We start from the raw sequence: 18,960 nt of genomic DNA, 5'->3' as shown, positions 1-18,960 counted from the left end.
GAGGCGTAGGGTGAGGTGCCCGACCCGTTGACATATCTCGTGGATGCGGCCGTGCTGATACCGGTCATGGTCGGTTTCGTCCGACTGGCCGGCTTGCGCGCCTTCTCCAAGATGTCGAGCTACGATTTCGCCGTCACGGTCTCGTTCGGATCGGTCCTGGCCGCGACCGTGGTCAATCCCGGGGTCAGCCTGTGGCAGGGGATCGCGGCAATGGCTGCGCTATTCGCGGTGCAGTGGACCTTCGGATTGGCAAGGGCGCGGGCGTGCGCCGTCGAGGCGTTGTCCGACAACACCCCGATCCTGTTGATGAGCGACGGCGAGATCCTCAGAGATGCCCTGAAGCGCGCACGCGTGACCGAGGCTGACCTGCGCGCCAAGCTGCGCGAGGCGAACGTCCTGCATCTGGACGAGGTTCGGGCGGTCGTCCTCGAGACGACCGGGGATGTGAGCGTCCTGCATGGCGAACGGCTCGATCCGGCGCTCCTGGAGGGTGTCGATGAGGCCGGACAGGCTGCCGCCCCGCAGACTGGCTAACGCGACAGCGTCCGCATTCCCTCGGACAGCCCCTCCAGCGTCATCGGCACCATACGGTCCTCGAAGATTTCCCGGATCATGCCGATGGATTGAGTGTAGTCCCAGTGCTGGCGCGGGACCGGGTTGATCCAGAGCGATTTCGGCCATTGGGCGCGGACACGCCGCAGCCACGTCTCGCCTGCTTCCTGGTTCCAGTGCTCGTTCGCCCCGCCGGGCACCGCAACCTCGTAGGGGGACATCGACGCATCGCCCACGAAGATGCAGCGATAGTCGCTTGCATAGGTATGCAAGAGGTCCATCGTCGGCGTCACCTCGTTCCAACGGCGGCGGTTGTCGCGCCAGACGCCCTCGTAGAGGCAATTGTGGAAGTAGAAATGCTCCAGCGTACGAAACTCGGCGCGCGCGGCGGAGAACAGCTCCTCGACGATCTGCACATGGGGGTCCATCGACCCGCCGACATCCAGGAAGAGAAGGACCTTGACCGCGTTGCGGCGCTCGGGCCGGGTCTTGACGTCGATGAAGCCGGCCTTCGCGGAGGATCGGACCGTCCGGTCGAGGTCCAGCTCTTCGGCGGCCCCCTCTCTGGCCCAGGCGCGCAGACGGCGGAGCGCGACCTTTATGGTGCGCGTACCCAGTTCGCGCGTGTCGTCGAGATCGCGGAACTCTCTCTTGTCCCAGACTTTCACCGCTCGCTTGTGGCGCGATCTGTCTTGCCCGATCCGTATGCCCTCGGGATTGTAGCCGTATGCGCCGAAGGGCGACGTCCCTGCCGTTCCGATCCATTTGTTGCCGCCCTGATGGCGGCCCTGCTGTTCGGCCAAACGGTCCCGAAGGCGTTTCATCAACTCGTCGAACCCGCCCGCGGCCTCGATCTCCGCCATCTCTTCCGGCGTTAGGTGTTTCTCCGCCTCTCGTCGCAGCCAGTCCTCGGGCAGGTCGAGTGCCTCGAGGACCTGCTCGGTCGTGACATCCTCGAGGCCGGAGAAGATGGCGCCGAATGCGCGGTCGAAGCGGTCGAGATGCCGCTCGTCCTTGACCAGCGCGGCGCGGGCGAGGTGGTAGAACGCGTCGACGTCGTAGATCACGACGCCCTTGGCCAGCGCTTCGAGAAAGGTGAGATGCTCGCGCAGCGTGACCGGCACGTCCGCCGCGCGCAGGGCGCCGAAGAAGCGCAGGAACATCGCTAGCCTATCTGGCGGCTGATGAAGATCAGAATGACCATCCCGAGCAATCCACCGATGATGCCCCAGACGATGGCCCATTGCGCCACGTCGGCGGCGACGCCTTTACGTCTTCGGGCGGTGAACGCGCCGAGCAGCGCGCCGATGACAGCGGTGGCCATGGGAATGATCATGAGCCGCGACTTAGGCTCCCGGCGCCAGAGCCGCAACCTCGCGCACGCGAAGGCTCAACACGCGATCCCCCCACGCATACCTGCCGAAGGCCAGCCCCTCGGTGTGGACCGCCTTGGCGGTCTCCGGCTTGCCGAGAGCTTTCAGTGCCTCGGCCCGGATCAGCAGGAGCGTCGAGAGCAGAATGGCGTTCTGCGCGTCCGCCGCGGCAGGGATGGCCCGGTCCGCGAGACGCAGCGCGCTTGCGGCCTCTCCGGAGGACAGCGCGAAAGCGGCCAGTTGCAGGTCGACCTGGGCCGAATGCACACCTTCGCCCTGCAACGACCGATAGGTCGCGCCCGCATCGAAGAACGCGGCGATGGCGGCTTGTCCATCCACCGACAGGGCCGCGCGGCCGAGCGCCAGCAGGGAGAAGGCCAGACGTTCGTCCTTCCATCCTTCGGCATCCGCCACGCGCACGGCTTCGCGCGCGGATGCGAGCCGATTGCGGGGCGTTCCTCGCGGCGTTAGCGCCCCTCTGAGGGCGAGGACCCATTCGGGGGAGGACGGGGGACGGGCGCCGCCATCCGGCAACCGCCCGCGAGGATTGCCGCGGTGGAGGATCGACGGAAGACGTTCCGCGACCTGGGCCGGCGTCATCCCCGATTTCAGCGCCGGATCGTATGTCGCCCGCAGGATGGTCATGTCACGGTCGGTCAGGACCACATGCACGTTGTCGTCGTTGAAGACGGAATGCTCGAGCCGGTAGAGATCGTTGAGAGGTCCGAGCGCCTGCGCCACCTCCTCGTGGAGGCAATCGCGGATCTCCTGGGGTGAGACATCCGTTGGCAGGAACACGCTGGCCCGCTTGCGGGTCTTCAAGGTGGCCCAGTCGAGGTCCGGGGTGAGCCGCTTGGCCAGATAGTCGCGCCAGCCCGTCACACGCGGCACGACGAAGCACGCCGCGCCGGGCACGAAGCGTTGTAGCTTCGCGCGTGGCAGGGCGGAGACGAGGATGGATGGCGTCTCGCCGCCGGTCGAGCGGCGGATGTCGATCTTGGCTTCCTTGCGCAGGCGCACGATCAGCGCATCGAGATCGGGCTCGAGCGTCGCGGGCGGTTCGGCCCCGTCCACCTTCTCGATGGCGATCGTCACCGGGCCTTCGAACCGTGTGAAGAGTGGCAGTTTCCGCCCGGTTTCGAGGGCGAAGCTGAGATCCATGAAATCCCGCGCCGCCTGCGCGTTCGGATAGGCCGGCGAGGGGGCCGGCGCCCCTTCGAAGCCTCGTGGTGCAGGGAGGTTCGAGATCACCGCGCCGCGCGTGATCGGTGCCGTCGGAACGCAGGAGGCCAAGAGCGTCGCGACGAGGGCAAGCGACCGGATCATCGCTGGTACTTCACGAAATTCGTGCGGGTCGCCACGCGGTCGTAGAGCGCACGAGCCGGATTGTCGTCCTGGGTCAGCCAATAGACGTCGGGCACGCCCCGCGCGTCGGCATCCGCATAGACCGCCTCGATCAATGCGCGTCCAACTCCCGTTCCCCGGGCGGCTGGCGCGACGTAGAGGTCTTGCAGGTAAACGATCCCCTCGGGCCGCCACAGATGCGGATGGACGACCCAATGGACCAAGCCGACAGCCGTTCCCTCCAGCCATGCGAGGAGACCGGAAAACGTATCGCTTCCACCGGACATCAGTTGTGCGAATGCGGCGTCGTAGACGTCGGACGGTTTTTCGGTCCGGTAGAAGGCCAAGTAGTCGCGCCAAAGCGCGGCCCATTGATGCTTGTCCCCGGGCATGACGGCCCGAAGCTGAAACTGGTTCATCTGCGGACGCCTCTGCCCGATGCTCCGGTTGGTCCGGATGCTTAGTGGGAGGCTAGGGACGGAATTGGGCAGGATTGGGGCAGGGTGGGGCGCGGGGGACTCAGCCAGCCACATTTTTCCGGCCGATCCGGTGGGTTACCCGGTCCCCTCGCTCTCGACCGCGCCGGGGCGAACCGCTCTCGCCAGCCGGCGGCGCAATCTCGGCAAGACGCCATGCACGGCGATCCAGTCCGAATAGGCGCGGTAATCGGGATCGGCCATCAGGTGCTTTTCCTCGGTCTTGGCGCGGATGTAGTAGATGCCGCTGACGATCCCGAGCAGGGCGCAGTTCCGCACCGCGTCGAGCGGGTCCGGGGAAACCGTGAAGAACGGCATCGAGACGAGCCACCAGTAGATGACCTTCGACAGGTAGGCGGGGTGCTTGAAGTAGCGGTAGGGACCCGTGGTGATGATGCCGCGGTTCGTGAGATTGGAGAAACGGATCCCGAAGATGACGGTCGCCCATCCGTAGACGAGCACCAGCATTGTCAGGATCGCGCCCCAGATGCCCAGCAGGACGGGCATCCCTTCGAACCAGTGTTGCCAGTCCGCGCTCTCGATCCGGTAGTCCAGAGGGCCGCCATCGAGCATCAGCGCGAAAGGCGGGTAGCAGACCAGCGCGGCGACCCATCCGGCCAGATATGGGTTCGCCGACCGGATATGGCTGTCCAGCGGCCGGAGTGTCAGCGCATAACCGAACGTTCCGAAAACGGCATCCGCGAGGAAGAACATGCCCATCAGGAAAACGAAGACCATGACCGGATCAGACGCGATCGAAGCGAAGTCGAACAGCATGACGAGCTTGAACGCGTAAGGGATGACTGCCGCAAGAAACGCGAGGAAGAAGGCCTTTATGGTCCAGCCCAGAAGATGATCCTTGACCGCTTCAAGATCCACGTCTTCGCGCGGGCCGGTGACGAAGCGACCGAATTCCCACAGCTTGTCCTTTGGTTCCACCATGTATCGGGTCGTGAGGAGGACGTAGAAAGGGCTGGCGAGCATGAGGATCGGCCCGACAAGGGCCAAGATCGCGAAGTAAGAGGTGAAAGTGTCCGATCTGTAGCTTCTCAGGACCGTGTAGGCGCCGATCACAAGGCCGAACGTCACAGCCAAACCGATTAGCTTGGTGATCACGATCGGCTTGATATCCGCGAATGGACGGGGCGCAGAATAATCCATGCCCGTACTCGCGCGGAGATGGACCTTGTCGACGAACACGTCCCACATCGCGGAGGCAAGCGCAGTCGCGCCCATCACGAGAAAGATCGTTGGCACGATCTCCCAGCCCTGCAGGATGGCCCAGGTGACCGTTCCAATCATCACGGCGAACCCAGTCAGTCCCGATCCGATGCTCACCGCAGATTTTGGGGGCATTTCGGACATTCCCACTCTCCGAACTGGAAGTGGTTCCCATAGGGCGGACAATTGGGGCCGAAATATGAGTTAACGCGGACTTAAGCTTGCATCTGCGGCCGTCGTGTCGCGACCCGTCGTCAAGCGACGGGCAGATTTCGACGACAGTGACACATCCTGCAGGACATCACTCCGCCGCGACTTCGAAGCCCTTGGCGATCTGATCTGAGGGCGCGACCGGGTAGGCGCCCGAGAAGCATGCATCGCAATATTGCGGCGCGTTAGGGTCGCGGCCCCGGGCTTCCCCCACCGCACGGTAGAGGCCATCGAGCGTGATGAACTTGAGGCTGTCCACGCCCAGATGCTCGCGCATCTCGTCCGCGGACATGGTCGCGGCGAGCAGCTTTTCGCGCTGGGGCGTGTCGACGCCGTAGAAGCATGGCCACGCGGTGGGCGGAGAGGCGATCCGGAAATGAACCTCCTCCGCGCCGGCATCGAGGATCATTTCCTTGATCTTGCGGCTGGTCGTGCCCCGCACGACGCTGTCATCCACCAACACGACCCGCTTGCCGCGGATCAGCGCACGATTGACGTTCAGCTTCAGACGGACACCCATGTTCCGGATCTGCTCGGTCGGTTCGATGAAGGTGCGGCCAACATACTGGTTGCGGATGATCCCCATGCCGTAGGGGATGCCCGATTGCAGCGAGTATCCGATGGCCGCCGGCGTGCCGGAATCGGGGACCGGGCAGACCAGATCGGCCTCGACGGGGGCCTCCTTGGCCAGTTCCTTGCCGATGGCCTCGCGGGTTTCGTAGACGGACCGGCCGCCCAGGATGCTGTCGGGGCGGCTGAAATAGACATGCTCGAAGATGCAGAACCGGGGACGGCGCTGCTCGAACGGGCGATGGGACGCGATCTCGCCGGCCTCCGTGATCACGACCATCTCTCCCGGCTCGATCTCACGCAGGAATTCGGCGCCGATGATGTCGAGCGCGCAGGTCTCCGATGCAAGCGCATAGCCGTCCCCGATGCGCCCGAGCACGAGCGGTCGGACCCCCAATGGGTCCCGGCAGCCGATCAGCTTGGTTCGGGTCATGGCGACGATGCTGAACGCGCCCTCGACCCGGCGCAGGGCATCCTTCATCCGCTCCGGAATGTTGGGGCCCATGGATCGCGCCATCAGATGGATGATGCACTCGCTGTCGCTCGAAGACTGAAAGATCGACCCCCGGCCGATGAGATCCTTCCGCAAGGCGTCGGCATTCGTGATGTTGCCATTATGCGCGACCGCCGCGCCACCCATGGCGAACTCGCCGAAGAAGGGCTGCACGTCGCGGATCGCGGTCTGACCTTTCGACCCCGTGGTGGAATAGCGGACATGGCCGATGCCGACGCCGCCGGGCAACCGGTCCATGACGTCCTGGCTGGTGAAGGTATCCCTGACATATCCGAAGCGCCGGACAGAGTTGAACCCGGCCTGGGGGTCGTGAACCACGATCCCACCCGCTTCCTGGCCGCGATGCTGAAGAGCGTGAAGGCCGAGCGCCACTAGCGGGGCGGCTTCGCCCGCTCCGACCACGCCGAAGACGCCGCATTCCTCACGCAGCTTGTCGTCGTCGAACGGGTGGGCGTGCCAGTCTTCGGGCCGGACGGATGCGTCGGTCATGGGGCAGATCCATGGGAATCGGGCAACGAGGTCCATCTAAGCGCCCGCGCGGGTCATGTCACCCGGCTGTCACGAAGCGTGAGACGATTTGGCCCGGGCGCTCCTGACGGCGCCGACGAGACGTCAGAGCGAGGTCGGTCCGATGCATTCTCCGACGAGCGCTTCGTAGCGGACAAGGATCCAGCCCGGCGCGTCTTCGGGGATCTGCTGCTCCAAGGAGGCCTGCGCGCGCGAGAACGCCGCCGCCGACCGGCTCTGCTCCACCTCCGGAATGCCGGAGCTGACCGTCACCCGGTCGTAGACGATGAAGCCGACCGCAACGAGGAGCAGGCCGCGCAACGTGCCGAACAAAAAGCCCAGTCCGCGGTCGATCGGTCCAAGCGCCGAATTGCGGACGGCCGACGACAGGAGGGGCGTGAAGAAACTGAAAACGACGAGGGCCAGGACAAAGACCGCGGCGAAGGACAACAGGATCGACAACTCGCAGGATTGAACGAGGCTTTCGCCAAGCCGGGGGATCAGGCTGACCCCCTCGGAGACGATCGGTTCGGCCGCGCCGGCGAAGGTGAAGGCCAGCAGCGCCGCGGCGATCCACCCGACTATGGCCATCGTCTCGCGGACGAGGCCGCGCGAATAGGCGAGGATCGCCGATACGATGATGATCGCGGCGACGCCCGCGTCGACATAGGTGAAGCCGTCCATGCCCGTCCCTCGGCCTGCGGGGTTATCCGGCTCCGAACACCTCACCCACAAGCGTGGCCACGTCCGGCAGCGTCCTGAGGCTGATCACCCCATCCCCTGTCTTGCACCCTTCGGGCGCCATGGCGGCGGTGAAACCAAGTTTCGCTGCCTCTTTCAACCGGTTTTCGGCTTGGCTGACGGGACGCAGCGCGCCCGACAGCGAGAGCTCGCCGAAGACGACCGTGTCGGGCGGGATGCCCTGATCCTCGCGCGCGGAGAGCAGCGCGCAGGCCACGGCGAGATCCGCAGCCGGTTCCTGCACGCGAATGCCACCGGCAACGTTCAGGTAAACGTCGAGCCCCGCGAAGGTAATCCCGGACCGTGCCTCCAGGACGGCAAGGATCATCGACAGGCGCGCTCCGTCCCAGCCAACGACGGCGCGTCGGGGCTGGGCGAGCTGCGACGGCGCCACCAGCGCCTGGATCTCGACCAGCAGCGGGCGTGTCCCTTCGATCCCGGCGAAGACGACGGATCCCGGCGCCGGACGCTCCCTGTCGCCGAGAAACAGCGCCGAGGGGTTCGCGACTTCGGACAGACCTGCGCCGGTCATCTCGAAGACGCCGATCTCGTCGGCCGGACCGAAGCGGTTCTTGACGGCGCGAAGAATGCGGAACTGATGGCCGCGCTCGCCCTCGAAGTAGAGGACGGTGTCGACCATATGCTCCACCACGCGGGGGCCGGCGATCTGCCCCTCCTTGGTGACATGGCCGACCAGGATGACGGCCGTCCCGAACCGCTTGGCGAAGCGCGTCAGTTCATGGGCGCAGGCGCGAACCTGTGCGACGGAACCCGGCGCGCTGTCCACCGTATCGACCCACATCGTCTGCACCGAGTCGACGATGCAAAGGTCCGGCCGTTCCGCCTCGAGCGTGGTCAGGATGTCGCGCAGGTTGGTCTCGGCGGCCAGGCGAACGGCGCTGTCCGCCAATCCAAGTCGCTGCGCACGCATGCGCACCTGAGCGGTCGCTTCCTCGCCGGAGATATAGACCGTGCTGCGGCCGGCGCGCGCGAAGCTGGCGGCCGCCTGAAGCAGAAGGGTCGACTTGCCGATGCCGGGATCGCCGCCCACCAGCGTCGCCGATGCGGGCACCAGACCGCCGCCGAGGACGCGATCGAATTCCGCGATGCCCGAGAGCGTGCGGGGCGGAGGAGCCTCTTGCGTGGCGAGATCGGTCAGCGCGACGCGGCGCCCCTTGGCCGTGCCCAAAGACTGCTTGGAGGGCCCGGCGGATAGCGGCACCTCTTCCTGGATCGTGTTCCACGCGCCGCATCCGTCGCAACGGCCTGTCCACTTCTTGTGGATGGTACCGCATTCGGTGCAGGCGAATTGCGTAACGGGTTTGGCCATGTTCCCGTTTTGATCCGCGCGCATGTCGGTGGCAAGAGTAGATCGGCGGAAATCTAGGGCCTGCCGGGCGGCGCAACCGCCCTAACACGATCACTCGGCCGGGACGGCGTCCGTGTTCGCGCCACCGCCAACCTTGCGGCGACGCTCAAGGCCGACGACCTTGTCCCGCTCGGAATGCCCGGTCAGCTTCATGGCGTCGGTGATATCGGCAAGATCCTTCTGAAGCCGCTCGAGCTGCTTTTCCGCAAGCCCTTCCTCGACCGAGACGGCCTGCATCCAGCGCTTCAATTCCTGGACGGTGGCCTGAGCCATCGAGATTCGCTGACGGTAATCCTCGACTTCCTGCTGGCGTTGCCGGAGGAAGCTGCGGGCGCGGTCGACTTTTTCGTCCGAATAGACCTCGGCCAATTCACGGCTCTCGGTGCTCATCTGTGCGGCGAGTTGCAGGACGTCGTGTTCCAGATGGCCGAGTTCGGGATGCTGGCGCATCCACTCGATCCGGTCGCGCATCGCGTCGAATTCCCGGCTGAGCTGAAACGCGCCCTCGCGGTCGGCGCGGTGGACGTAGTCGTAAGCTCTCGCCACGTCTTCCATCGAGATGTGGAAGTCCCGGTTCGTGAGCTCCAGCCGGCGGACGCGGGCATTCGATGGCAGAAACCCGACGAGCACCAGAAGAAGGACGGTCAGGGCGATCTGAGCCCACATGCCCGCTTGCACGACGTCCTGCCCACCCAGCGCCAGCGGAAGGTCGGGCCAAGCGATGGCCCCGAACACCGCCGCCCCGGTCAGCACGACCATCGTGAGGGCGGCGAGCGCCAGAATAAAGGAGCAGACCTGCTGAAGCAGACTGGTGGCGATCGCGACGTTGCGCGGCGTTTCGTACATCTTGGCCAATCCCCGTTGCGGCTTGGTGGCGGGTCGTTGGCTGCTCGATTACCCAAGCATACCAGACAATTGACTGAAGAACGCAACTTTTTCGTGTGCGGTTCCCGAAATGTTGACCGGAAGTTCAGGAATCCCGCCTGAAAGTTAAGGCGGAAAATCAACTGGATGCGGTATTATCCCGCTACCATGCCCCGATAGTTTCGCCGATAGCGACGACCAAGCGAGGTCAGGATCTCGTAACCAATCGTCCCGCCGGTGCGTGCAAGCGCGTCGATCCCATGATGCGGGCCGAGCACGGACAAGGTGCTCGGATCGCCGTCGAGATGGCCGATATCCACCGTCAGCAGGTCCATCGACACACGTCCGACCACGGGGCACGGCACCGGTCCGGCCATGACCTCCATGGCCGGTTGAAGGGCCCGGTGGAGACCATCCGCGTAGCCGCCGGCGATCGTCGCGATCCGCGTGTCCGCACCGGCGCGCCACGTCGCGTTGTAGCCCACCGTCTCACCGGCGGCGACGTCGAAACAGGAGATCACCGGCAGATCCAGCGCGACCACCGGCTCGGCCGCCGCGAAGGGCAACCCGCCGTACAGACCGATCCCCGGGCGCACCATGTCGAAATGGTACTCGTTCCCCAGCAACGTGCCGCCGGTCGCCGCGAGGCTTAACGGAACCTCCACTCCTTCGGTCATCTCGCGGAAGCGGGCGAGTTGGTCTGCGCTCTGCGGATCCTCGGGCGTGTCGGCGCTGGCCAGATGCGAGGTGATCAAAACCGGCTCGGCCGCAAGGACGATTTCGCGCACGGCGTCCCATTCCGCGGGCTTGAGGCCCAGCCGGTTCATCCCCGTATCGAGCTGCAGCCCGAACGGATGTCGGGGGAGCGTCTCCAGATGTGCCGTCAGCTGCAGGATGGAGCAGATCAACGGCACGAGATCCGCGCGCTTCAGCGTGTCCGCTTCGCCCGGCATGTGACCGTAGAAGACGTAGATGCGCGGCTCGGGGCCGAGGGCGCGCCGAAGCTCGACGCCTTCGGCTGCGGTCGCCACGAAGAAGGCGCGCACGCCTTCCTGCGCGAGTCGCTGCGCGACCGGCACGGCACCCAGACCGTACCCGTCCGCCTTGACCACGGCGGCCGTTTCCACCGTCTCCGCGGACATGGTGTCCAGTGCCCGCCAATTCGCGGCGACGGCTTCGAGGTCGATGAAAAGCTCTCCGGTCGGCATGGCGCAGGGGATGGGACGCGCGCAGCGCGGCGTCAAGCGCCTCGCAAGCGTCGCCTTACCTTCGAGAGCCGTTCGAAGAACGCTCCGATGACTTGACGCTCCAGCAACAGGCCCGGCCCGAAGCTGAGGCCGAGATTGTTCAGGTTTTCGATGGCAAGACTGCGTGCCGCCCGCGAGAACCCGCCCTCACGTGCCTCCTCGAAGGTGCCGTTCACGCTGAGCGTGTCGAAGCCGAAGGAGTTGGCGAAAAGAAAGTGCAGCGAAGCGGAATGCATCATCAGATCCGGCTCGTCGGATGTCTGCTCTAGGCGCCCCCGTACCGGATCGACGCGCCAGGTCTGATTCACGTCATCGAGGAAGATCGTCACCGGCTGAAGGACCCGGATCGGACTGAGCCGCGCGGCAACGGTCATGGACGGCACGGAATTCTTTTGGTGGATCCGTGTGATCCAATTGTCGAAAGCATCGCGCAGCGCGGTTTCATCGACGCTTTCATAGCCCATCAACGGCCTGTCGGAGGCATCGTTGGCGGCCCACCAAGCGACGGCCGCGTCCGAAGCCGCGCGGTCCGGCGTCCCGTCGGTCACGTCCCCGGGTGCAAGAACCTGGACCGCGAATGGCGCATTCTCGAACCTGGCGACGACGTCGGCGGGCGTGTTCGCGGCATCGTTCAGGTAGCTGTTCCGCTTGTGCGCGAACCGGACGAAGCTGGCGAAGGGGATCACCATCTTCGGCTCCAGGACATCTGCCTGGACGGCGACGTTCTCCAGCTTCTCGCGGGCGGCGGCCTCGCGCCAGGTCCGGTTCTCCCGGCCGCCCTTCCAGGCGGCATAGCTGAACTGGGTCAGAAGGATGTCGCAGGTTCCCACGGCGCGCTTTATCTCCTCGGCGCGGGGGCGGTCGGCGATGTTGCAATCGTTGACGTTCAGGATGTGCCGCCCGCCACCGCGGATAGAGAGAAGGGAGTCATAGAACTCGTCCTTCAGGCAAACGCAGGTTAATTCGCCGATCTGGTGGGCCTGGCCGAGCGCCATCTCGGTCAATTCGAAGCCCTGGGCCCGCAGGAAATGGGCCACGCGCTGATCGGCGATCTTCTGGAACCAGATGTGGATTCCGGCATCCCGGATCGTATCGCCCCAGCGCTTGAAGAAGGCCGGCGAGAAATGGTCCGGATGTTCGTGGCTGATCCAGATATCCGTTGTGCGCGACAGGACGTCCGCGACCTGCTGTTCCGAGGGTTCGTGCATCAGGCGCCAGCCGTTGTGGAAGGCCGGGCCGGAATACCAGGGATCGGTCAGCAATCCGGTCTGCCCTTGCCGGACGAGCACGGACGCGTGGGTCACCAACTCGATCGTCGGAATGCTCATAGGGGTCGTTCGCGGTGCATTTCGCGCTCCGTCGTTCTGCTATCTTGGGCGCCGTTTCGGTCGGTGCCTCTGCCTCACGGACAGGCTAAGAGCCATTTCGGACCAACATATGGTGGTGGCGGCTTCCACTCCCTCTGGATGCGGCGTCCTGACGCGCCCGCTCGGCCGATTGTCGCCGCTCGCGGAACGGCCCGCAAGCCGCCGCTCATCCGAACCTCTCCGCGGCGATCCCGCGGCACCTCTTCGCCAAGGGCAGGTGGGGCCGCGACGCGCCGGCCGGTCGGACATGGCGGTGCATCTTCAGTCGCCTTGCTGCCAGGGCTTCACGAGGTTTCCGAAACGAGTGAACCGACCCTCGAAGGACAGCTCGACCGTGCCGATGGGACCATGGCGCTGCTTGCCAATGATTACCTCGGCCTTTCCGTGGACGGCTTCCATCGCCTGCTGCCATTCCGCCATCTTGTCGAGCTGGTGATCGCCCGGCTTCTCACGCTCTTTGTAGTATTCCTCGCGATAGACGAACATCACCACGTCCGCGTCCTGCTCGATCGAGCCGGATTCGCGCAGGTCGCTGAGCTGCGGGCGCTTGTCCTCCCGGCTTTCCACCTGGCGAGAGAGCTGCGAGAGTGCGATGACCGGGATATCCAGCTCCTTGGCGATGGCCTTCAGGCCCTGGGTGATCTCGGACACCTCGTTGACCCGGCTGTCCTTGGCGGTCGCAGGGCGGACCAGTTGGAGATAGTCCACGATCAGCACGTCCAGCCCGTGCGTCCGCTTGAGCCGCCGTGCGCGGGCGGCGAGCTGGCTGATGGGCAAGGCGGGCGTGTCGTCGATATAGAGCGGGCAGCTTTCCAGCGTCTTCGCCGCCTCGATGAAGCGGCGGAATTCGGCTTCGGTCATGTCGCCCTTGCGGATCTGTTCGCTGGGCACCTCGGCGGCTTCCGACAGGATCCGCGCGGCAAGCTGCTCGGCCGACATTTCGAGCGAATAGAAGCCGACGACACCGCCCTCCACGGCGCCTTCGCGCCCGTCATGGGTGGTCCCCCGTTTGTAGGCCTTGGCGATGTTGAAGGCGACGTTGGTGGCCAGCGACGTCTTCCCCATCGACGGCCGCCCCGCGAGGATCAGAAGGTCCGAGCGGTGCAGACCGCCCAGCTTCTTGTCCATGTCGATCAGACCGGTCGAGACGCCCGCCAGCCCGCCCTCGCGCTGGTAGGCGGCGTTGGCGACCTCGACCGCCTGCGTGACCGCCGAGAGGAAGGACTGGAATCCGCTCTCGCTCCGGCCCTGCTCGGCCAGGGCGTAGAGCGCCGATTCCGCCTCGACGATCTGGTCGGAGGGCTCCGAGGCGATGTCCACGTCGGCGGCCTTGGCGCTGATGTCCCGGCCCAAGCTTATCAGGGTGCGGCGGATCGCCAGATCGTAGATCATCTGGGCGTAGTCACGCACCGCATAGGCGGCCACGGCCGATGCGGCGAGGTTGACCAGATAGGCCGGACCGCCGAGGGATTTGAGCCCCTCGTCTTCCTCGAAGAACGGCTTCAGCGTGACCGGGGAAGCCAGCGCGTTCTTCTGGATCCGGGCGGCACAGGTCTCGTAGATGCGGGCATGGACGGGATCATAGAAGTGTTCCGCCCGAACCACGCTGGCGACCCTGTCGTACAGATCATTATCCGTCAGAAGGGCGCCCAGAACCTGTTGTTCCGCCTCGATATTGTGCGGCAGCTGCGCTTCGGGCGCGTTCTGCTGCGACGTCTCCAACCGTGCGACCTCGTTCATCGTCTTGCCCCCGCTTGCCCCTCCGATGGGGATACGCGCTGCGGCCGGTCACCTCAACCTGGAGCAACCTGTGAACCGCCTGTGGATAGCCTCTGATCCGCAGCGCGGCCCCGCGCAACGGACTGAAAAAAATGAGGCCTAGCCCCTCGCGCGCGCGGCCGCCTGCCGCAACGTCTCGACCCAGTTGCAGGCCAGCCCGTCGCCATCGGGGTCGAGGGCGTGCTGATCCACGCGCGGACCGCCGGCGCCGAGAAACTCGACCTGGGCGGCCCCGTTCGTCACGAAGTCGTCGCAGGCGAGGATGTCGGTCTCAGGATCCGTTCGGCCCCGTCTGTAACGTGACCGTCCCGCAGCCGACAGGGTTCGCCGCCCGAGATACGAGCCCTGGACCACGAGTTCGTCCCGGCTTCCGAGTTCCGCCTCGGCCCGCGCCAATTCCAGCCGATCATCGGTATTCGCCTGGATCTGCCAGAGTGCGGCATTGTCCAGTTCCGTCATCCGCTGCTGCTCGGCGCGCGCGGGCGTCTGTCCGGGGTTTTGCGCCGCGCAGGCGGCGAGAAACGGCACGGCGAGGAGGATGCGCATGGCTGGTTCCGATCCCATTTTCCTCAGGGAATCGAGTTCGCGCCATCGCGTCAACCGGGACGCGACATCGGCAGGTTACAGGTCGGTAACGAGCGGGTCGCTGCAAGAGCGCTCGGAGCGGATCAGGACTTGTGCGCCGCCTGCCAGCCCCGCGGGTCCGTCAGGAAATCGTGCACGGCTTCAAGCGTCTTGCCGCCGAACACGCGGGAGGCGCGCGCTTCGGCCAGGACGTCCCACCACGTGCAGAGCGCATGCAGACTGACGCCGTGGTCGCCCAGCGTCTTTTCGGTTTCGGGGAAGATGCCGTAGTTGAAGATGACCGCAGTATGCGCGCAACTGGCGCCCGTCTCACGGATCGCATCGACGAAGGACAGCTTCGAGCCGCCATCGGTCGTCAGGTCCTCGACGAGCAGGACCCGCTGTCCTTCGGTCATCGGGCCTTCGATGCGGGCGTTTCGTCCATGACCCTTCGGCTTCTTTCGGACATAGGACATCGGAAGCGCCATGCGTTCGGCCACGAGCGCGGCAAAGGGGATACCCGCCGTCTCGCCGCCTGCGACATTGTCGAACGCCTCGAGGCCGACATCGCGCATCACCGTAAGCGTCAGGAAATCCATCAGCATCGAACGGATGCGCGGAAAGCCGATCAAACGGCGGCAGTCGATATAGGTCGGGCTGGGCAGGCCCGAGGACAAAATGAACGGCTCCTCGGGCCGAAAGGCGACGGCCTCCACCTCGAGCAGGGCGCGGGCGGTGAGGCGGGCGATCTCCTCGCGGGGCGGGAAGGTGGCTGGGATCATGTCTGCTCCTGCACGTGCCAGTGGATCGGGCGGCCGGGGTCGAAGGGGACGACGCGCGGGTCGTCACCATGGCGGTCGGGGAGGGAGAGCGCCTCGTCTCTGACCAGCGTGATCGTATCGTCGTTCGGAGGGAGGCCGTAATGCCGCGGACCGTTCAGCGAGGCGAAGGCCTCGAACGCGTCGAGCGCGCCCTCCTCCTCGAATACGGTCGCGTAGAGCGCCAGCGCGTGAGGGGCCGTAAAACATCCCGCGGCGCAGACGCAGGCTTCCTTGGCGTGCTGCGGATGGGGGGCGCTGTCGGTGCCAAGGAAGAACTCGGACCGCGTCGTGGCGGCCCGGCGCAGAGCCTCGCGGTGTTTGCGACGTTTGAGGATCGGCAAGCAGTAGAAGTGAGGGCGCATCCCGCCCGCGAGCATGTCGTTGCGGTCGGACATCAGGTGCTGAGGGGTGATCGTGGCGCCGAGACCGTTCTCGCATACGTATGCAACCGCTTCCTCGGTGGTCACATGTTCCAGCGTGAGCTTCAGAGCCGGGTGCGCGCGGCGCAGCGGGTCGAGGCGCTGATCCAGGAAAGCGGCCTCCCGATCGAAGATATCGATCTCGGCGGCCGTGACTTCACCGTGCAGGCAGAGCGGCACGCCATACTCTTCCATCGCGGCCAAAACGGGGCGGACGGCCTCGAAGTCCCGCACGCCGGAGGCGGAGTTGGTGGTCGCCCCTGCGGGATAGAGCTTCACCGCCGTGATCACGCCGTCCCGATGCGCGGCGACCACGTCCTGCGGGTCCGTCGTCTCGGTCAGGTAAAGCGTCATCAGCGGCCGAGCGAACCCGGCGGACCTGATCCGGTCGCGATAAGCCTCCGCCTGCGCCTTGGTGACGACCGGAGGCACAAGGTTCGGCATCACGATCGCACGCCCGAAATGGCGGCTGAGCGGGGCGACCACGTCCAGCATAACCCCGTCACGCAGATGGAGGTGCCAGTCGTCGGGGCGGCGGATCGTCAGCGATTCCATGGCCGGCGTGATGCCCCAGCGGAACGGGGTTGGCCAGAGCGGGCCGGACGGATAGGCCAAAGCCATGAAGATGCAAAGGGCGCGCGGCGCCGCGCGGGTCGAGATCGGGCGCGCCGGGTTGAGGGATCTCTCGCAATCCGGCTGCGCAAAGGCGATGCTGCCGCGCGTCGACGGACCTGACCCCGAAGTCGTGTTCCTGAACACATCGGGCGGCGTGACCGGCGGGGACATCCTTGCATACGAATGCAAGATCGGAGCGGACGCACGCGTGACGGCCTCGACCCAGACGGCGGAGCGGACCTACCGCGCGGCGTCCGGCGAGGGACGCATCGATGTCCGCCTGACCGTGGGCGCGGGCGCGCGGCTCGACTGGCTTCCACAGGAGACGATCCTCTTCGAAGGGTCCGCGACCCGCCGCGATACTGTGGTCGACCTCGCCGAGGACGCGACCGTCCTGCTGGTCGAGAGCGCCATTCTTGGCCGGGCCGCCATGGGAGAGAGGACGCAAGCCGCGACATTGTCCGACCGGCGCACGATCCGGCGGGCAGGGCGATTGATCCATGAGGAGCATTTCCACCTGGACCCGGAGGCGCTTGCCCATCCCCATGCGCTCGCCGGTGCGCAGGCGGTTGCCTCGCTGATCCTGATCGGGCCGGGAGCGGAGGACGCGCATTCGCGTTTGCGCGATCTGCCCGATTTCGCGGCGGCGTCGGCCTGGGACGGTCGCCTTGTGGTCCGGATGGCACATGCGACCGCTGCCCCGTTGCGCCGCGCCCTGATCGGCGCCATCGTGGCGTTGCGCGGCGCGCCGATGCCGCGCGTCTGGCAAGCGGAGCGATGAGATGAACCTGACCCCGCGCGAAAAGGACAAGCTGCTGGTCAGCCTGGCCGCGATGGTGGCGCGCAACCGTTTGGAGCGGGGCGTCAAACTCAATCACCCGGAGGCGATCGCGCTGATCACCGACTTCGTGGTCGAGGGCGCGCGCGACGGACGCTCCGTCTCCGATCTGATGCAGGCCGGGGCGCATGTGGTCCGTGCGGACCAATGCATGGATGGCGTGCCCGACATGATCCATGACGTGCAGGTCGAGGCGACGTTCCCCGACGGGACCAAGCTGGTGACGGTTCATCATCCGATCCGGGCGACAGAGGAGGCATGATGCTGCTGAATCTGCTGGTCGGCCTGATTGCAGGCCTTCTCGTTCCCCGCTTCGAGCGCTGGCTGCGGGATTTTAGCGAATCCGTCTGGCTTGGCGGCGTCCCGCTCTCCGAGAAGGAGTTCGATATGGCAGCGCTTCTCGTGCTGCTGATCCTCGCATCGATCCTGCTGGCGATCCTGTCGGTGGACAGTTCCGCCTTCCTGCTGTCGCTGGGGGCGCTGTTCGGCCTCTTCGGCAAACGCTTCTGGGCACGTGTCTCCATGAAGGAATCCCAATGAAACCCGGAGAGATCGTGACGCCCGACGGCGAGATCGTCCTGAATGCCGGCGCCGATGCGCTGACGCTGGAAGTTTCGAATACCGGGGACCGGCCTGTGCAGGTCGGCAGCCACTACCATTTCGCCGAAACCAACCCCGCCCTGTCCTTCGACAGAAAGGCGGCGCGTGGACGGCGCCTCGACATCGCCGCAGGAACGGCGGTGCGGTTCGAGCCGGGGCAGACCCGGCGGGTCCAACTGATCCCCTTCGGAGGTCAGCGGACGGTTGTGGGGTTCCGAGGTGAAGTCATGGGATCGCTGGAATGATGTACGATTGGTTCAAACTGAACATCGCGACCGCGCAGATGCTGAGCGAGGCGCAGACCGTCATCGGGCTGCGGCTTCTCGGAATGGCGGGCGTTCTGCCCGCGGCCTCCGGTGAGAATGCGCGGATGGTGACCGAAAAGCAGGTCGCGTTCGCGAAGTCCGGCGCGGCTGCGACCAAGGCGATGATGACCGGCAGTTCGCCCGTCGGCGTCATGGAAGCAGCGCTGGTTCCCATAAGTCGTACGACCCGCGCCAATTCGCGGCGGCTTTCCCGGAGGCGCAAGTGAGACGGCTGCTCGGCGTCGCGCTGCTGATTGCGGCGCCGGCTGCCGGGCAGGGGGTTTTGCCCGTCGATTGTGCCGACCCGGACGGGATCGCCGAGGCGACCGATTGCGCGGCACGCCAGCTTCAAGTCAGCGAGGATCAGCTCGACCTGGCGCTCGGCCTCGCGCTCACGCGGGCCGAGGTCCTGGATCAGGACTGGGCGGCCGAAGGCGGTGCCCCCGGCGAGGTGTCCGTCCACGATGCCTTGGATGCCTCTCAGACCGACTGGATCGCCTATCGTGACGCGGCCTGCGCGGCGGAGTCGTTGCAATTCTTCGAACGCGCCGAGATCGACCTCGCGCTCGCGTTGTGCCTCGCACGATTGACGGTCCGGCGAGGCGACGACCTGGCCGCGTTTGCAGAAGGCCCCTAGCCGAGGAGAGTCCGTAGCCAAGGAGAG

22 protein-coding genes are annotated in these 18,960 nt (G+C 65.8%); 7 read left to right on the top strand and 15 right to left on the bottom strand.

From position 1 onward, the window contains the following. Positions 1–15: 15 nt before the first annotated feature. Positions 16–534 carry a DUF421 domain-containing protein gene (locus jaqu_RS10490; RefSeq protein ID WP_089268433.1) on the top strand — a complete coding sequence of 173 codons (519 nt, stop codon included), beginning with the start codon at positions 16–18 and terminating at the stop codon, positions 532–534. Here jaqu_RS10490 and jaqu_RS10485 read toward each other — a convergent pair. The 15 genes from jaqu_RS10485 to pyrC all read right to left on the bottom strand — a co-directional run bounded on the left by jaqu_RS10485 (position 531) and on the right by pyrC (position 16,493). After that, entirely contained in the window at positions 531–1,715 is a 1,185-nt protein-coding gene (locus tag jaqu_RS10485; protein ID WP_043918931.1) for a vWA domain-containing protein, read from the bottom strand. The two genes, jaqu_RS10490 and jaqu_RS10485, sit on opposite strands and share 4 nt — an antisense overlap. A 2-nt stretch (positions 1,716–1,717) precedes the next feature. Beyond that, positions 1,718–1,876: a hypothetical protein gene (locus tag jaqu_RS21860; RefSeq protein ID WP_169746091.1), complete on the bottom strand. Its 159-nt coding sequence runs from the start codon at positions 1,874–1,876 to the stop codon at positions 1,718–1,720. A 22-nt stretch (positions 1,877–1,898) separates the two neighbouring features. After that, positions 1,899–3,251, bottom strand: coding sequence for a DUF2927 domain-containing protein (locus jaqu_RS10480; RefSeq protein ID WP_043918930.1), 1,353 nt, complete (start codon positions 3,249–3,251; stop codon positions 1,899–1,901). Next, positions 3,248–3,688 carry a GNAT family N-acetyltransferase gene (locus jaqu_RS10475; RefSeq protein ID WP_043918929.1) on the bottom strand — a complete coding sequence of 147 codons (441 nt, stop codon included), beginning with the start codon at positions 3,686–3,688 and terminating at the stop codon, positions 3,248–3,250. The genes jaqu_RS10480 and jaqu_RS10475 overlap by 4 nt, the downstream gene beginning before the upstream one ends. A gap of 135 nt (positions 3,689–3,823) precedes the next feature. Then, complete coding sequence (locus jaqu_RS10470) at positions 3,824–5,110, bottom strand: methyltransferase family protein (RefSeq protein WP_052500911.1); 1,287 nt, start codon at positions 5,108–5,110, stop codon at positions 3,824–3,826. Positions 5,111–5,267: 157 nt separating this feature from the next. After that, positions 5,268–6,749: an amidophosphoribosyltransferase gene (purF, locus tag jaqu_RS10465; protein ID WP_043918928.1), complete on the bottom strand. Its 1,482-nt coding sequence runs from the start codon at positions 6,747–6,749 to the stop codon at positions 5,268–5,270. 123 nt (positions 6,750–6,872) lie between these two features. Continuing rightward, on the bottom strand, positions 6,873–7,451 hold the full coding sequence (locus jaqu_RS10460) for a CvpA family protein (protein ID WP_043918927.1): 579 nt from the start codon (positions 7,449–7,451) through the stop codon (positions 6,873–6,875). Positions 7,452–7,473: 22 nt separating this feature from the next. Beyond that, positions 7,474–8,838 carry a DNA repair protein RadA gene (gene radA, locus jaqu_RS10455; RefSeq protein ID WP_043918956.1) on the bottom strand — a complete coding sequence of 455 codons (1,365 nt, stop codon included), beginning with the start codon at positions 8,836–8,838 and terminating at the stop codon, positions 7,474–7,476. 90 nt (positions 8,839–8,928) lie between these two features. Then, a complete protein-coding gene (locus tag jaqu_RS10450; protein WP_043918926.1) occupies positions 8,929–9,723 on the bottom strand; it encodes a hypothetical protein in 795 nt (264 codons plus the stop codon). A 173-nt stretch (positions 9,724–9,896) separates the two neighbouring features. Beyond that, on the bottom strand, positions 9,897–10,949 hold the full coding sequence (alr, locus tag jaqu_RS10445; protein WP_043918925.1) for an alanine racemase: 1,053 nt from the start codon (positions 10,947–10,949) through the stop codon (positions 9,897–9,899). A gap of 32 nt (positions 10,950–10,981) precedes the next feature. Continuing rightward, positions 10,982–12,316, bottom strand: a complete 1,335-nt coding sequence (locus jaqu_RS10440; RefSeq protein ID WP_043918924.1) for an MBL fold metallo-hydrolase — start codon at positions 12,314–12,316, stop codon at positions 10,982–10,984. 300 nt (positions 12,317–12,616) lie between these two features. Next, on the bottom strand, positions 12,617–14,095 hold the full coding sequence (locus jaqu_RS10435; protein ID WP_043918923.1) for a replicative DNA helicase: 1,479 nt from the start codon (positions 14,093–14,095) through the stop codon (positions 12,617–12,619). Positions 14,096–14,233: 138 nt separating this feature from the next. Further along, positions 14,234–14,680 carry a hypothetical protein gene (locus tag jaqu_RS10430; RefSeq protein ID WP_043918922.1) on the bottom strand — a complete coding sequence of 149 codons (447 nt, stop codon included), beginning with the start codon at positions 14,678–14,680 and terminating at the stop codon, positions 14,234–14,236. A 122-nt stretch (positions 14,681–14,802) separates the two neighbouring features. Continuing rightward, positions 14,803–15,480: an orotate phosphoribosyltransferase gene (locus jaqu_RS10425; RefSeq protein ID WP_043918921.1), complete on the bottom strand. Its 678-nt coding sequence runs from the start codon at positions 15,478–15,480 to the stop codon at positions 14,803–14,805. Then, complete coding sequence (gene pyrC / locus jaqu_RS10420; RefSeq protein ID WP_043918955.1) at positions 15,477–16,493, bottom strand: dihydroorotase; 1,017 nt, start codon at positions 16,491–16,493, stop codon at positions 15,477–15,479. The genes jaqu_RS10425 and pyrC overlap by 4 nt, the downstream gene beginning before the upstream one ends. Before the next feature lie 64 nt (positions 16,494–16,557). Here pyrC and jaqu_RS10415 point away from each other — a divergent pair, with 64 nt between their 5' ends. Genes jaqu_RS10415 through jaqu_RS10390 form a run of 6 tightly spaced genes read left to right on the top strand, consistent with a single transcriptional unit; the run spans position 16,558 to position 18,933 of the window. After that, positions 16,558–17,334 (top strand): urease accessory protein UreD, encoded by a 777-nt coding sequence (locus jaqu_RS10415; RefSeq protein WP_043918920.1) that lies wholly within the window; start codon positions 16,558–16,560, stop codon positions 17,332–17,334. A 1-nt stretch (position 17,335) separates the two neighbouring features. Next, positions 17,336–17,653: an urease subunit gamma gene (locus jaqu_RS10410; RefSeq protein WP_043918919.1), complete on the top strand. Its 318-nt coding sequence runs from the start codon at positions 17,336–17,338 to the stop codon at positions 17,651–17,653. Continuing rightward, positions 17,650–17,931, top strand: coding sequence for a hypothetical protein (locus tag jaqu_RS10405; protein ID WP_152626956.1), 282 nt, complete (start codon positions 17,650–17,652; stop codon positions 17,929–17,931). Before jaqu_RS10410 ends, jaqu_RS10405 begins: the two co-directional genes overlap by 4 nt. Continuing rightward, complete coding sequence (locus jaqu_RS10400; protein WP_043918917.1) at positions 17,928–18,236, top strand: urease subunit beta; 309 nt, start codon at positions 17,928–17,930, stop codon at positions 18,234–18,236. Before jaqu_RS10405 ends, jaqu_RS10400 begins: the two co-directional genes overlap by 4 nt. Then, on the top strand, positions 18,233–18,523 hold the full coding sequence (locus jaqu_RS10395; protein WP_043918916.1) for a hypothetical protein: 291 nt from the start codon (positions 18,233–18,235) through the stop codon (positions 18,521–18,523). Before jaqu_RS10400 ends, jaqu_RS10395 begins: the two co-directional genes overlap by 4 nt. After that, entirely contained in the window at positions 18,520–18,933 is a 414-nt protein-coding gene (locus tag jaqu_RS10390) for a lysozyme inhibitor LprI family protein (RefSeq protein WP_043918915.1), read from the top strand. The genes jaqu_RS10395 and jaqu_RS10390 overlap by 4 nt, the downstream gene beginning before the upstream one ends. Positions 18,934–18,960: the final 27 nt, after the last annotated feature.

Origin of the sequence: Jannaschia aquimarina (assembly GCF_000877395.1) — a bacterium.
Taxonomy (GTDB): domain Bacteria; phylum Pseudomonadota; class Alphaproteobacteria; order Rhodobacterales; family Rhodobacteraceae; genus Jannaschia; species Jannaschia aquimarina.
The sequence above is the reverse complement of the archived record's forward strand: the minus strand, read 5'-3'. Positions and strand labels throughout refer to the sequence as shown.

What these genes read in the sequence shown, in the direction of transcription:
- jaqu_RS10450 (WP_043918926.1), bottom strand. Translation starts at nt 9,723, where the DNA reads ATGTACGAAACGCCGCGCAACGTCGCGATCGCCACCAGTCTGCTTCAG.
- jaqu_RS10415 (WP_043918920.1), top strand. Translation starts at nt 16,558, where the DNA reads ATGAAGATGCAAAGGGCGCGCGGCGCCGCGCGGGTCGAGATCGGGCGC.
- jaqu_RS10405 (WP_152626956.1), top strand. Translation starts at nt 17,650, where the DNA reads ATGATGCTGCTGAATCTGCTGGTCGGCCTGATTGCAGGCCTTCTCGTT.
- radA (WP_043918956.1), bottom strand. Translation starts at nt 8,838, where the DNA reads ATGGCCAAACCCGTTACGCAATTCGCCTGCACCGAATGCGGTACCATC.
- jaqu_RS10400 (WP_043918917.1), top strand. Translation starts at nt 17,928, where the DNA reads ATGAAACCCGGAGAGATCGTGACGCCCGACGGCGAGATCGTCCTGAAT.
- jaqu_RS10480 (WP_043918930.1), bottom strand. Translation starts at nt 3,251, where the DNA reads ATGATCCGGTCGCTTGCCCTCGTCGCGACGCTCTTGGCCTCCTGCGTT.
- jaqu_RS10425 (WP_043918921.1), bottom strand. Translation starts at nt 15,480, where the DNA reads ATGATCCCAGCCACCTTCCCGCCCCGCGAGGAGATCGCCCGCCTCACC.
- jaqu_RS10470 (WP_052500911.1), bottom strand. Translation starts at nt 5,110, where the DNA reads ATGTCCGAAATGCCCCCAAAATCTGCGGTGAGCATCGGATCGGGACTG.
- jaqu_RS10410 (WP_043918919.1), top strand. Translation starts at nt 17,336, where the DNA reads ATGAACCTGACCCCGCGCGAAAAGGACAAGCTGCTGGTCAGCCTGGCC.
- jaqu_RS21860 (WP_169746091.1), bottom strand. Translation starts at nt 1,876, where the DNA reads ATGGCCACCGCTGTCATCGGCGCGCTGCTCGGCGCGTTCACCGCCCGA.
- alr (WP_043918925.1), bottom strand. Translation starts at nt 10,949, where the DNA reads ATGCCGACCGGAGAGCTTTTCATCGACCTCGAAGCCGTCGCCGCGAAT.
- pyrC (WP_043918955.1), bottom strand. Translation starts at nt 16,493, where the DNA reads ATGGAATCGCTGACGATCCGCCGCCCCGACGACTGGCACCTCCATCTG.
- jaqu_RS10435 (WP_043918923.1), bottom strand. Translation starts at nt 14,095, where the DNA reads ATGAACGAGGTCGCACGGTTGGAGACGTCGCAGCAGAACGCGCCCGAA.
- jaqu_RS10485 (WP_043918931.1), bottom strand. Translation starts at nt 1,715, where the DNA reads ATGTTCCTGCGCTTCTTCGGCGCCCTGCGCGCGGCGGACGTGCCGGTC.
- jaqu_RS10395 (WP_043918916.1), top strand. Translation starts at nt 18,233, where the DNA reads ATGATGTACGATTGGTTCAAACTGAACATCGCGACCGCGCAGATGCTG.
- purF (WP_043918928.1), bottom strand. Translation starts at nt 6,749, where the DNA reads ATGACCGACGCATCCGTCCGGCCCGAAGACTGGCACGCCCACCCGTTC.
- jaqu_RS10475 (WP_043918929.1), bottom strand. Translation starts at nt 3,688, where the DNA reads ATGAACCAGTTTCAGCTTCGGGCCGTCATGCCCGGGGACAAGCATCAA.
- jaqu_RS10430 (WP_043918922.1), bottom strand. Translation starts at nt 14,680, where the DNA reads ATGCGCATCCTCCTCGCCGTGCCGTTTCTCGCCGCCTGCGCGGCGCAA.
- jaqu_RS10460 (WP_043918927.1), bottom strand. Translation starts at nt 7,451, where the DNA reads ATGGACGGCTTCACCTATGTCGACGCGGGCGTCGCCGCGATCATCATC.
- jaqu_RS10440 (WP_043918924.1), bottom strand. Translation starts at nt 12,316, where the DNA reads ATGAGCATTCCGACGATCGAGTTGGTGACCCACGCGTCCGTGCTCGTC.